Annotated in this window: 10 protein-coding genes and 6 tRNA genes; all 16 read left to right on the top strand. The window is 50.4% G+C overall.

What is annotated here, in order from left to right; all coding sequences use genetic code 11:
• Positions 1-129 precede the first annotated feature (129 nt).
• The 16 genes from DWZ45_RS13255 to DWZ45_RS13180 all read left to right on the top strand — a co-directional run bounded on the left by DWZ45_RS13255 (position 130) and on the right by DWZ45_RS13180 (position 11,904).
• Positions 130-202, top strand: a tRNA-Val gene (locus DWZ45_RS13255).
• A gap of 18 nt (positions 203-220) precedes the next feature.
• A tRNA-Thr gene (locus tag DWZ45_RS13250) sits at positions 221-293 on the top strand.
• 9 nt (positions 294-302) lie between these two features.
• Positions 303-384: transfer RNA gene (locus tag DWZ45_RS13245), tRNA-Tyr, on the top strand.
• A gap of 66 nt (positions 385-450) precedes the next feature.
• A tRNA-Met gene (locus tag DWZ45_RS13240) sits at positions 451-524 on the top strand.
• Between the two features lie 197 nt (positions 525-721).
• Positions 722-794 (top strand) — tRNA-Phe (locus tag DWZ45_RS13235).
• A gap of 3 nt (positions 795-797) precedes the next feature.
• A tRNA-Lys gene (locus DWZ45_RS13230) sits at positions 798-870 on the top strand.
• A gap of 319 nt (positions 871-1,189) precedes the next feature.
• Positions 1,190-2,311, top strand: coding sequence for an MBL fold metallo-hydrolase (locus DWZ45_RS13225; protein ID WP_117796590.1), 1,122 nt, complete (start codon positions 1,190-1,192; stop codon positions 2,309-2,311).
• Positions 2,312-2,403: 92 nt separating this feature from the next.
• Positions 2,404-3,996 carry an aminotransferase class I/II-fold pyridoxal phosphate-dependent enzyme gene (locus tag DWZ45_RS13220; protein ID WP_227589692.1) on the top strand — a complete coding sequence of 531 codons (1,593 nt, stop codon included), beginning with the start codon at positions 2,404-2,406 and terminating at the stop codon, positions 3,994-3,996.
• A gap of 191 nt (positions 3,997-4,187) precedes the next feature.
• The gene (locus tag DWZ45_RS13215; protein WP_117796591.1) at positions 4,188-4,805 is read left to right on the top strand and encodes a guanylate kinase; all 618 of its coding nucleotides are present in this window, start codon (positions 4,188-4,190) and stop codon (positions 4,803-4,805) included.
• Positions 4,806-5,065: 260 nt separating this feature from the next.
• Positions 5,066-6,055 (top strand): DNA polymerase III subunit delta', encoded by a 990-nt coding sequence (holB, locus tag DWZ45_RS13210; RefSeq protein ID WP_117796592.1) that lies wholly within the window; start codon positions 5,066-5,068, stop codon positions 6,053-6,055.
• 4 nt (positions 6,056-6,059) lie between these two features.
• The gene (locus DWZ45_RS13205) at positions 6,060-6,971 is read left to right on the top strand and encodes a stage 0 sporulation family protein (RefSeq protein ID WP_022360400.1); all 912 of its coding nucleotides are present in this window, start codon (positions 6,060-6,062) and stop codon (positions 6,969-6,971) included.
• On the top strand, positions 6,961-7,692 hold the full coding sequence (locus DWZ45_RS13200; protein WP_118469395.1) for a tRNA1(Val) (adenine(37)-N6)-methyltransferase: 732 nt from the start codon (positions 6,961-6,963) through the stop codon (positions 7,690-7,692). Before DWZ45_RS13205 ends, DWZ45_RS13200 begins: the two co-directional genes overlap by 11 nt.
• 15 nt (positions 7,693-7,707) lie before the next feature.
• On the top strand, positions 7,708-8,559 hold the full coding sequence (gene rsmI, locus DWZ45_RS13195; protein ID WP_107001770.1) for a 16S rRNA (cytidine(1402)-2'-O)-methyltransferase: 852 nt from the start codon (positions 7,708-7,710) through the stop codon (positions 8,557-8,559).
• Positions 8,560-8,923: 364 nt separating this feature from the next.
• Positions 8,924-9,799, top strand: a complete 876-nt coding sequence (gene pdxS / locus DWZ45_RS13190; protein WP_107001769.1) for a pyridoxal 5'-phosphate synthase lyase subunit PdxS — start codon at positions 8,924-8,926, stop codon at positions 9,797-9,799.
• Position 9,800: 1 nt separating this feature from the next.
• Positions 9,801-10,379: a pyridoxal 5'-phosphate synthase glutaminase subunit PdxT gene (gene pdxT / locus DWZ45_RS13185; RefSeq protein ID WP_118469394.1), complete on the top strand. Its 579-nt coding sequence runs from the start codon at positions 9,801-9,803 to the stop codon at positions 10,377-10,379.
• 379 nt (positions 10,380-10,758) lie between these two features.
• On the top strand, positions 10,759-11,904 hold the full coding sequence (locus DWZ45_RS13180) for a PLP-dependent aspartate aminotransferase family protein (protein WP_207663864.1): 1,146 nt from the start codon (positions 10,759-10,761) through the stop codon (positions 11,902-11,904).
• The last annotated feature ends 186 nt before the right edge of the window (positions 11,905-12,090 follow it).

Raw genomic sequence — 12,090 nt, 5'->3', positions numbered from 1 at the left:
GTGGCTCAGCTGGTTAGAGCGCCGCCCTGTCACGGCGGAGGTCGTGGGTTCGAACCCCATCCGGGTCGTTTAGATACGACTATTTCAATTCTTTGAAAAATGAATATGGACTGGTGCAGTATCGTAGATGGGGTCTTAGCTCAGCTGGGAGAGCATCTGCCTTACAAGCAGAGGGTCACAGGTTCGAGCCCTGTAGGCCCCATTGTTACCAATGTTTTATGCCGATGTGGCTCAATTGGCAGAGCAGCTGATTTGTAATCAGCAGGTTATCGGTTCGAGTCCGATCATCGGCTTTTTAAAATGGATGGGTTCCCGAGTGGCCAAAGGGGGCAGACTGTAAATCTGTTGCGTCTCGCTTCGGTGGTTCGAATCCACCTCCATCCATTATTATTTTTACAATAATGGTTGTATTTTTCCAGAAATTGTATATAATAATAGAGTAAGAATTAGCGCGGGGTGGAGCAGTCTGGAAGCTCGTCGGGCTCATAACCCGAAGGTCGCAGGTTCAAATCCTGCCCCCGCAATTTTTTTATGCAATGAGAAGTGCACAGATAAAAATATAGAAGTTAAAAACATGCTTGCATGTTTTTTAACAGATATATTTTTAGATGTATACGGCGAATGCCGTAAGCGAAAGACCGCAGGTCTTGAGCTGAGCACTTCGGACTAAAAAAAAGCGACAAGCAAACTTTTAATCCGCATAAAACCAAATAACCATTACGCCCAGATAGCTCAGTTGGTAGAGCAGAGGACTGAAAATCCTCGTGTCACTGGTTCGATTCCGGTTCTGGGCATATGGGGTATTAGCTCAGTCGGTAGAGCACTTGACTTTTAATCAAGTTGTCCGGGGTTCGAATCCCCGATGCCTCATGAAGATGAGAAGCCGTCACACTGGAGACAGTGTGGCGGTTTTTTGTGTAATAGCGAATTCCAAGGAATTTCCTATTACACAAAAAGGCACTAACGTGCCAATGATGCGCACTCACGCGAAGAAGAAATAGGAAATTTCGTTTAACATTCATGTTAAGTAAAAAAGCCATTCAGACAGGAGTCTTTCTTGAATATATAATTTCTTGTTTTCGGATATGGCAGCTGTTATAATTGATTGAAAACAGAAGCAAATAGAAAACCAAAATGGAAGTAAGAATAGAAATAGGCAAATGCAGAAATTTTAAAATGGAGAAGAAAAATGGAGCCAAACAAGATGAAACAGAAACGCCGGAAATATTTATATGCAGCGGCGGCGCTTGGCATGACGTTCCTTTTGAACTTGAGCGGATGCAGCCGCCGGTTCACGAACTATCCGGAGACAGCCGGAACGGTAGCAATCGTGGACAGTACAGAGCGGGAGGCTGTCCGAGATGAAAATGGAGAAAATCCAGATCAGCCGATTGATTTAGATAACCTGGGGGAACAGCAGTCGGCGGCAGAAATGGAAGCGTTAGCTGCGGCGGAGGCGGCGGAGCCGGGCGTGGAGGAGCCGTATCTGGACGGGGGAGAGCTTCGGCTTTTAGCGTGTGCGGATATCTGGCAGAACCTCTCCTGCGTTATGAAGACGAAGGAAGGCGCGGTGATCGTGGTAGACGGCGGTCGTGATGTCGATGCACCGCATTTGATTGAGGTTATTCAGGAGTTGGGCGGTCATGTGGATGCATGGCTTTTAACTCATCCGCACAGCGATCATGTGGGGGCGATCACGGAGATTTTAAACATGGATCCGATGCCGATCTCGATCGGTAAGGTGTATTATTCATTTCTGAATAAAGAATTTTTAGGTCAGGAGCAGGTTTCAAGACGGGATTCAGATTTGGAGTGTTATGATCGGATCACGGAAGCGATTGCGAAACTGCCGGAAGCAGAAAAATGCGGGACGCTTACGAAAGGGCAGAAGATTTCAGTGGCGGGCGCGGAGATCACAGTGATGAACGAGCCATTTGCCTGCACGGAAAATAGTTTTAATAACAGCTCGGTCGCGTACCGCGTGGAGATGGGCGGAAAACGGATCCTGTTTTTGGGTGATATGGGCTGGCAGGCAGGGGAAGATTTTCTTGCCAATCATACGCAGGAGGAACTGAAATCGGATGTGCTACAGATGGCGCACCATGGGCAGAGAGGCGTAGAAGAGGAGCTCTATCAGGAGATTTCACCGGAGGTCTGCTTATGGCCGACGCCGGACTGGCTCTGGGATAATGTGCAGGATGGCGTCGCGGGCGCTGGTTCGTATAAGACGCCGATTGTCCGTGGATGGATGGTAACATTAGGTGTGAAGAAAAATCTTTGTGTCAAGGATGGCGATCAGATACTGCGGTAGTTTTTTATAAAAGATTAAAATAAAATTTTAAAAAGTTGTTTTCAGGGAAATGAAATGCTTTTGGGATGCGGTGCAGCGGATAGAAATAAGACATGAACGAAAAAAGAGAGAAACAGAAGGAAGAAGAAAAAGTGAATAAAGACAGGAAAATGCGGTCGGAAACAATCATCCTACGTCCGGAAGTGCCGCTTTTAGAACGTTTATCCACCTATGCGGCGTCGGATGCCTACCCGTTCCACATGCCGGGCCACAAACGCCAGGTGAAAATGGGGATAACTTCCGTCCCGAATCCATTTTCGGTGGATATCACGGAGATTGATGGATTTGACAACCTGCATCATGCGGAAGATATTTTGAAAGAGTCGATGAATTCGGCGGCTGCGGTGTACGGAGCAGACCGGAGCTGGTATCTGGTGAATGGCAGTACGTGCGGGATTCTGGCGGCGATCGCGGCGGCGGTGAAGCCGGGGGAAAAAATCCTCATGGCTCGAAATTCCCACAAATCAGCGTATCACGCGGTGGTTTTAAACCAGCTGGAACCGGTATATTTATATCCGGAGGAGGTGCCGGAGTTTCAGATTCCGGGAGAGATCGAGCCAGAGCAGGTGGAACGAGCACTTTTGGAGCATCCGGAGATCCGGGCGGTGTTTGTGACTTCCCCGACCTATGAGGGGATCGTGTCGGATATCCAGGGGATTGCAGCGACGGCGCACCGGCATGGAGCGGCGCTGATTGTGGATGAGGCGCACGGCGCGCATCTGCCGTTTGGGGATGGGAACTATTTCCCGGATGGGGCGTTACAGGAGGGGGCGGACCTGGTGATCCAGAGTCTTCACAAGACGCTTCCATCCCTGACACAGACGGCGATTCTGCATCTGAAAAGCCAGATTCTGGATGCGAAGAAGGTAGAACAGTATTTATCGGTTTACCAGAGTTCCAGTCCGTCGTATATTCTGATTGCGTCGATGGAGAACTGCGTCCGGTATATGGCAGAAAAAGGAGCCGGGGAGATGGCGCGGTATGGCGCACGATTGCGGGAACTCCGGGAAAAATTGGCGAAGCTAAAACATTTTCGGCTTCTGAAAGAGGAAATCTGTGGTGCGGCAGGTGTGTATGGATATGATCCGTCAAAACTGGTGCTATTTCCAGATTTTATGACGGGAACCAGACTGGCAGAGGTTTTGCGGACAGAGTACCATCTGGAGGCGGAGATGTCGAGCGGGCGGTATGTGCTTCTGATGACTTCGTTTATGGATACGGAGGAAGGATTTTCGCGTCTGGAGCGGGCACTTTTGGAGCTGGATGCGCGGGTGGAAAAGCTGGAGGCGGGAAGTGTTGGGCTGAAAGATGCGAAACAAGGCAGGCAGGAACCATTTTCGGGAGCACAATCGAATCAGAAACCGAACCAAGCAAATGATTCAGAAAACTATCCGCAGCAGATGTGTCTCCCTTGGCAGGCATGGCATGGGGATGGCATGCTGGTGCCGCTTGAGGAGGCGGAAGGAAGGGCGGCGCGGACCTGCGTTACCATTTATCCGCCGGGGGTGCCGATGCTGATGCCGGGAGAGCGGATTGGAACAAGGGAGATCGCGCGGATCCGTGAGGATTGGAAGCTGGGACTTACGGTGGAAGGAATTTGTGAAAAATCAGACAAATTGGATTTGTGGATAGAGGTTGTTATTTAGGAAATATCAGGTATTGATTCACCAGGTTCGCACATTTACTGTGCGAACCGTACGAAAACCTTGGCTTACAAGGCAAAAATCCTTTGTTGAAGACAAATTCGCACATTTGACATAAGAAACAGAGAAAAATCGGATTTATATATACGATGGAATGCGTGTGAAAATACTGGCTGGAAAGGCATAATAGGAAGATGGGACATATATTTTACGTGATGGGAAAGAGCGCGTCCGGGAAGGACACGATCTATAAGATATTGAGAGAGCGGCTGCCGCAGATCCGGACGGTGGTGCCGTATACGACCAGACCGATCCGGGCAGGCGAGCGGGACGGTGTGGAGTATTATTTTGTGACCGGAAAAAGGCTTGCGGATTTGGAGAAACAGGGAAAGATCATTGAAAAGAGAACCTACCAGACTGTTTATGGACCGTGGAGTTATGCAACGGTGGACGATGGGCAGATCGATCTGGGATCGCATGATTATTTCATGATCGGGACGCTGGAATCGTATGAGGGGACGCGGAATTATTTCGGTGCGGATGTGCTGGTGCCGCTTTACATTGAGGTGGAGGACGGTGAACGCCTTCAGCGTGCGCTTGACCGGGAACGGCAGCAGACAGAGCCAAAGTATGCGGAGCTGTGCCGCCGTTTCCTGGCGGATGAGGCAGATTTCAGTGCCGAAAATATGGAAAAATGTGGGATCCGGGCGGAAAACCGGTTTGAAAACCGCGAGCTGGAAGCGTGTGTGGATACGTTGGTAAGGGAAATTCGGGCTCAGGGATTGGCACTTTTGGAACCGAAAGTGCCGTAAGAAAACGTGGTGGCAGCAGGAATTTGCCGTATTTAAATGCGAAGCCACGGCAAATTCCGTTACTGGGCACGTATGCGTGAACAGTAACAAATTCGGAATTTCATCGTACTAGGCAGAGGGTAAATCTTGTGTTATACTAAGATGATAGAGATTTACAAATAATAAAAGAAGGGCATGATAGAAGGGATCCCAACCGATCCATACGATTGAAACGATTTTAGAATTAAAATCCAGAGTCCAGCCCTGAAAGGAGCATCAAGATGGCAGGTTTTCACGATATTATTGGACATGAGAAGATAAAAGAGCACCTTCAGAAGGCGATCGGGTATCAGAGAGTTTCACATGCCTACATATTGTCGGGCGAGGAAGGAATGGGACGCAAGACGATCGCGAAGGCATTTGCCATGACGCTTTTGTGCGAGAAACATGGGACGGAGCCGTGCATGGAATGCCATTCCTGTAAGCAGTTTTTGTCGGGCAATCATCCGGATGTGATCTGGGTGACACATGAGAAACCGGCGAGCATTGGTGTCGATGATGTCCGGATTCAGATCAATGATACGGTTTCGATCCGCCCGTACAGCAGTCCATATAAGATATATCTGGTCGATGAGGCGGAGAAAATGACGGTGCAGGCGCAGAACGCTCTTTTAAAGACGATTGAGGAGCCGCCGGCCTATGCGGTGCTGGTGCTTATCACGACGAACCCGGAGGTATTTCTGCCGACGATCCTGTCCCGCTGTATCCAGTTGAAACTTCGTCCGCTCAAGGATTCAGTGGTAAGCGATTACCTGACGGAGAAAATGGGCGTTTCGGATGGTCAGGCGGATATTTATGCGGCGTTTGCGAGAGGAAATTTAGGAAAAGCGATTCATCTCGCCTCTTCGGAGGAGTTTGCACTTTTGTACCGAGAGGTGCTGACGCTGCTTAAAAATATCAAGGACATGGATATTCCGATGCTTCTGGATTATATCCGCAAGCTGCAGGAGGACAATCTGGATCTGTATGAGTGCCTGGATTTCATGCAGCTCTGGTACAGGGATATTTTGATGTTTAAGGTTACAAAGGACATGAATTCGCTGATCTTTAAGGAGGAGTATTCAGCGGTCAGCAGTTGCTGCCAGAAGAGTTCCTATGAGGGGCTGGAAGAGATATTGAGTGCGATTGAAAAGGCAAAAGTCCGGCTGAATGCTAACGTCAACACCGATTTGGCGCTGGAGCTGATGCTTTTGACGATGAAGGAGAATTAAATTTATGATAAAGGTAATCGGAGTCCGGTTCCGCAAGGCCGGAAAGGTATATTACTTCGATCCGGCGCAGATGGAAATCAAGATGGGCGACCATGTGATCGTGGAGACCGCCCGCGGAATCGAGTTCGGAGAGGTGGTTCTTGGCGTCCGCGAGGTGGATGAGAAGAAGGTGATCCAGCCGCTGAAATCGGTCATTCGTATGGCGACGAAGAATGACGAGGAGCTGGAACGGAAGAATAAAGAAAAAGAGCATGAGGCATTCCAGATCTGTCAGGAAAAGATCCGCAAGCATGAATTGCAGATGAAGCTGATCGATGCAGAATACACCTTTGATAACAATAAGCTGCTGTTTTATTTTACGGCGGATGGAAGAATCGATTTCCGTGAGCTTGTCAAGGATCTGGCGGCGGTCTTTAAGACGCGGATCGAGCTGCGCCAGATTGGCGTCCGGGATGAGACGAAGATTTTGGGTGGCGTCGGTATCTGTGGTCGTCCGCTCTGTTGTCATTCATATTTATCGGAGTTTATTCCGGTTTCAATTAAGATGGCAAAAGAGCAGAACCTGTCCTTAAATCCGACGAAGATTTCGGGTGTGTGCGGTCGTCTGATGTGCTGCCTGAAATACGAGGAAGAGACGTATGAGGATCTGAACAGCCATCTGCCGAGTGTCGGCGATTACGTCACAACGGATGACGGGCTGAAAGGCGAGGTTCACAGCGTCAGCGTCCTGCGCCAGCAGGTAAAGGTGGTTGTGACGGTAGGACGGGATGAGAAGGAGATCCGTGATTACCGTGTGGATCAGCTCAAGTTTAAGCCGAAGCGCCGCCGTGACAGGGGAAATGTCAACGATGCGGAGCTGAAAGCGCTGGAGGCACTGGAGAAAAAGGAAGGAAAGTCGAAGCTGGATGATAATTAAAGAGGGCGAGCGGATCGATGAACTGCAGCGGAACGGATACCGGATCCTCCAGAAGACGAACGGGTTCTGTTTTGGCATGGACGCGGTGCTTTTGTCCGGGTTTGCATCGGTGAAGCCGGGCGAGAAAGCGCTTGATCTGGGAACGGGAACCGGTATTATCCCGATTCTTCTGGAGGCAAAGACGGAAGGAAGCCATTTTACAGGTCTGGAGATCCAGGCGGAGATGGCGGAGATGGCATCCCGGAGTGTGGCGCTCAACAGGCTGGAAGAGAAGGTTTCGATCGTGCAGGGCGATATCAAGGAGGTTCCGACGCTGTTTGAGAAGGCATCCTTTGATGTGGTAACGACGAACCCGCCGTACATGAACGACAGCCACGGGCTGAAAAATCCCGATCTTCCCAAGGCGATTGCCCGCCATGAGGTTCTCTGCAATCTGGAGGATGTCGTACGCGCGGCGGCTTCGGCACTTCGTCCCGGCGGACGACTCTATATGGTGCACCGTCCGAGACGGCTCATTGAGATTCTGATGGCGATGAAAAGTCAGAAATTGGAGCCGAAGCGGATGAAATTTGTCCATCCGTTTGCAGATAAAGAGGCAAATATGGTTCTCATCGAGGCGGTGCGCGGCGGCGGCGCGCTGATGACAGTGGAAAAGCCGATCATTGTGTACAAAAAGCCGGGCGTGTATACGGATGAGATTTATGATATTTACGGGTATTAATGGAATAGGAGAACGATGGAAGGAACATTATATTTGTGTGCCACGCCGATCGGCAACCTGGATGATATCACATTCCGGGTGCTGGAGACGTTAAAGCAGGTGGATCTGATTGCGGCGGAGGACACGCGGCACAGTATTAAGCTTCTGAATCATTTTGATATTCATACACCGATGACGAGCTACCATGAGTACAATAAGGTCGAGAAGGCGCGTGTGCTGGTGGAGAAGCTGAAATCAGGTATGAATATTGCCTGCATCACGGACGCCGGGACGCCGGGTATTTCGGATCCGGGCGAGGAGCTGGTGCGCCAGTGCTGCGAGGCGGGAATTAAAGTAACCGCGCTTCCGGGAGCGGTGGCGTGTGTTACGGCGCTGATTATTTCGGGACTTCCGACGAGACGGTTCTGTTTTGAGGCATTTCTTCCGACGGACAAGAAGGAGCACCAGCGGGTGCTTGCAGAGCTTCAGAATGAGACGCGCACGATTGTGCTTTACGAGGCGCCGCACCACCTTCTGCGGACGCTCACGGAGCTTTACGAGGCGCTGGGGGATAGAAAGGCGTCTATCTGCCGGGAGCTGACGAAGAAATACGAGACGGCGTTCCGGACGACACTTTCGCAGGCGGTGGCGTATTATACGGAAAATGAGCCGAAGGGCGAGTGCGTGATCGTCATCGAGGGCAAATCCGTCCAGGAGATCGAGGCGGAGGATCAGGCGCGCTGGCAGCAGATGTCCCTGGAAGAGCATATGGAACATTATGAATCACAGGGAAACAGCCGCAAGGAAGCGATGAAGCTGGTGGCGAAGGACCGCGGGGTTTCGAAGCGGGATGTGTACCAGGCTCTGCTGGAGGCGGAAGAGGCATAGACACAAACGGAAAGCTGAAAAATGGGTAAGTGGAGTGGCGTTGGTGGAATGCCGGGGCGCTCCGGTTTGTGCATATAAAAGAAAAATAGAATAAGATTTGAGAAAAGAAAAAACTGTACTGATTAAAATATTTAAAAGTGTATATTTTAATCAGTACAGTTTTTGCTATAATGCCTACTAAGTTGATGCGGAAATGAATGTAAAAATACAGAATGTCAGTGAATTGTTTTTCGCAAGGCAGAATAGAAAGGCAGAAGAGGCGCTTGCCTGTGAACGATTCAGTGGATTCGGGTATTGATTGCAAGGATCGTAAGGACGCTTGGCTTACAAAGAAAAATCATATTCAACCACGGGAGGAATAAAAATGGCAGAGAATCGTTATGAACTGAATAAACAGCTGGCACAGATGTTAAAGGGCGGCGTTATCATGGATGTCACAACCCCGGAGCAGGCGAAGATCGCGGAGGCGGCAGGCGCGTGTGCGGTTATGGCGCTGGAGCGGATTCCGGCGGATATCCGGGCAGCGGGCGGTGTGTCCCGTATGAGTGACCCAAAGATGATTCGCGGCATTCAGGAGGCAGTTTCGATTCCGGTTATGGCGAAGTGCCGGATCGGTCATTTTGTGGAGGCGCAGATTCTGGAAGCGATCGAGATTGATTATATCGATGAGAGCGAGGTATTATCTCCGGCGGATGATGTGTACCATATTGACAAGACACAGTTCAAGGTTCCGTTTGTCTGCGGTGCGAGAGACCTGGGAGAGGCGCTGCGCCGGATCGAGGAAGGTGCTTCGATGATCCGTACCAAGGGCGAGCCGGGAACGGGCGATGTCGTACAGGCAGTCCGCCATATGCGTGCGATGAATTCGGAGATCCGCCGGGTTCAGAACTTGCGTGAGGATGAGCTTTACGAGGCAGCAAAACAGTTAAAAGTTCCGGTTCATCTGCTCCGCTATGTACATGACAATGGACGTCTCCCGGTTGTCAATTTCGCGGCAGGCGGTGTGGCTACCCCGGCGGATGCGGCTCTGATGATGCAGCTGGGCGCAGAGGGAGTCTTTGTTGGATCTGGTATCTTCAAGTCAGGCAATCCGGAGAAACGTGCGTCGGCGATCGTGCAGGCAGTAACGAATTACAAAGATGCAAAATTACTTGCTGCGATTTCTGAGGATCTGGGCGAGGCGATGGTTGGTATCAATGAGAATGAGATTGCGATTTTGATGGCAGAGCGGGGACAGTAAGATGGAAAAAAAACAGATAGGCGTGCTGGCGGTGCAGGGCGCGTTTGCCGAACACATTGCCATGGTACGGAGACTGGGCGCAGAGGCGTTTGAGATCCGGCAGCTTCCGGATCTGGAGCGGCCGATGGACGGACTGATTCTGCCGGGCGGCGAGAGTACCGCGATGCGTAAGCTCCTGGATGAGCTGGGGCTTTATGAGCCGCTTCGGGTAAAGATTGCGGCAGGGCTTCCGGTGTATGGAACGTGCGCGGGGCTTCTGCTTCTGGCCAAGGAGATTGAGGGCGGAACGCCGTGCTTTGCGACGATGGATGTGTCGGCGGTGCGGAATGCCTACGGGCGTCAGCTCGAAAGTTTTTACACGGAGGCTGAATTTGCCGGTCTGGGGACGATTCCGATGACTTTTATCCGCGCGCCGTACATCGCTTCGGTTCAGAAAAATGTTAAGGTGCTGGCGACAGTGGACGAAAAGATAGTCGCAGCCAGACAGGGAAACCAGTTTGCGACGGCATTTCATCCGGAATTGAATGAGGATGTGACGGTGCACCGGTATTTTCTAGAAGAAGTCTGCAAAGGAAATTAAGAGTGTAATTTGGTAGAAATTAGCGTGTGGTTGATGAAAAGTGAAACCTATTGGTAAGGGGAGCGAGAACTGCAGCCATTTAAAGCGGTCAGAATGGATGATATATTTCTGAAATGTGGGAAGATGTCATTGATTCTGACCGTTTTTTTATTTGTTTGGAAGGTGCGTTCTGTGAAAAAACAAAAAATGTACCTTGATAGGTTTTTGCGCTGAGAAAGGAAAACGCCCGGTAAAATGGCGGACTGCATGGAATTCCTATTGACAAAGTAGGAATTCCGCATTACAATCACTGATAAACCAATTAAAACAATATGAAATAAGAAAATTATATAAAAAACGAATTTGCTGATATAGCAAATAGACACAGGAGGATGACATCGTGGCTTATCAGATAGAGACAACTTGTATTTGCGGAGATCCGGAAACTTCTAAAAACCATTCTTTTGGCGCTGTTTCAGTGCCGATTTACCAGACGGCGACTTTTGCCCACCCGGGTATTGGGGAATCAACCGGTCATAATTATACGCGTGAGAGCAACCCGACCAGAGACGAGCTGGAAAAGACTGTTTCGGCGCTGGAAGGAGCGGTTGATACCGTTGCCTGCACATCCGGTATGGCGGCGATCTCGCTGATGATGGAGCTGTTTGACAGTGGCAGCCATTTTGTATGTACCGAGGATCTGTATGGCGGTTCCGTCCGTATTTTTGAGGCACTGGAAAAGAAGCGCGGTTTTTCATTTTCCTATATAAATACAGCCGATGTGGAGGCGGTTGAGAAGGCGATCACGGATCAGACGAAGGCACTCTACATCGAGACACCGAGCAACCCGACGATGCAGGTGACCGATCTGGCGGAAATGAGCCGTCTGGCGACGAAGCACGGACTGCTTCTGATCGTGGACAATACCTTCCTGTCCCCGTATCTGCAGAATCCGATCGCGCAGGGCGCGGATCTGGTTGTCCACAGCGGCACGAAGTTTTTAGGCGGTCACAATGATACGCTGGCTGGATTTTTATGTACGCCGATCAAGGCGCTGGCAGAGCAGATCCGGTATCTGTTCAAGACGATCGGAAGCGGACTTTCTCCGTTTGATTCTTTCTTAGTCCTGCGCGGCATCAAGACTCTGTCAGTGCGTGTGGAACGGCAGCAGGAGAATGCGATGAAGATCGCAGACTGGCTGAAAGAGCAGAAAAAGGTAACGGATGTCTACTATGTAGGACTTCCGGAACATCCGGGTTATGAGATCAACCAAAAACAGAGCCGTGGCGCTGGCAGCATGATTTCGTTCCGTACAGATACGGAGGAGACGGCGAGAAAGGTGCTGGAGCGCGTGAAGCTTATTTCCTATGCGGAGAGTCTGGGCGGCGTGGAGTCTCTGATTACCTATCCGATGCTGCAGACACACGGCGATGTGCCGGTTGAGATCCGGGAGCGCCTTGGAATTACGGAGACATTTTTACGTCTGTCTGTCGGTATTGAAAATGTGGATGATCTGATTGCGGATCTGGAGCAGGCGTTAGCGTAAAAAGAGGGTAACTGTTCAGTAGGTCTGCGCATTTACTGCGCTGACCGTACGAAAACATGGGCCAGCAGGCAAAAATCCCATTGCCGTAGGCAATTTTTAATGGATTTTTGCGCGTGACTGTGAAGGGACTGAACAGTTACAAAAGAGGATAGATATGTCTGGTATCGGTTTTGCATGGGCAGTGGG

Origin of the sequence: Clostridium sp. AF32-7AC (genome assembly GCF_003477925.1) — a bacterium.
Classification (GTDB): Bacteria; Bacillota; Clostridia; order Lachnospirales; family Lachnospiraceae; genus Otoolea; species Otoolea fessa.
Note: the sequence above shows the minus strand (reverse complement) of the source record. Positions and strands in the feature narration are given on the sequence as shown.

Bases quoted from the DNA above. Each gene is read 5' to 3' on its own strand.
- DWZ45_RS13200 (WP_118469395.1), top strand. From the start codon at position 6,961: ATGATAATTAAAGAGGGCGAGCGGATCGATGAACTGCAGCGGAACGGA.
- DWZ45_RS13220 (WP_227589692.1), top strand. From the start codon at position 2,404: ATGAACGAAAAAAGAGAGAAACAGAAGGAAGAAGAAAAAGTGAATAAA.
- pdxT (WP_118469394.1), top strand. From the start codon at position 9,801: ATGGAAAAAAAACAGATAGGCGTGCTGGCGGTGCAGGGCGCGTTTGCC.
- pdxS (WP_107001769.1), top strand. From the start codon at position 8,924: ATGGCAGAGAATCGTTATGAACTGAATAAACAGCTGGCACAGATGTTA.
- DWZ45_RS13225 (WP_117796590.1), top strand. From the start codon at position 1,190: ATGGAGCCAAACAAGATGAAACAGAAACGCCGGAAATATTTATATGCA.
- rsmI (WP_107001770.1), top strand. From the start codon at position 7,708: ATGGAAGGAACATTATATTTGTGTGCCACGCCGATCGGCAACCTGGAT.
- DWZ45_RS13205 (WP_022360400.1), top strand. From the start codon at position 6,060: ATGATAAAGGTAATCGGAGTCCGGTTCCGCAAGGCCGGAAAGGTATAT.
- holB (WP_117796592.1), top strand. From the start codon at position 5,066: ATGGCAGGTTTTCACGATATTATTGGACATGAGAAGATAAAAGAGCAC.
- DWZ45_RS13215 (WP_117796591.1), top strand. From the start codon at position 4,188: ATGGGACATATATTTTACGTGATGGGAAAGAGCGCGTCCGGGAAGGAC.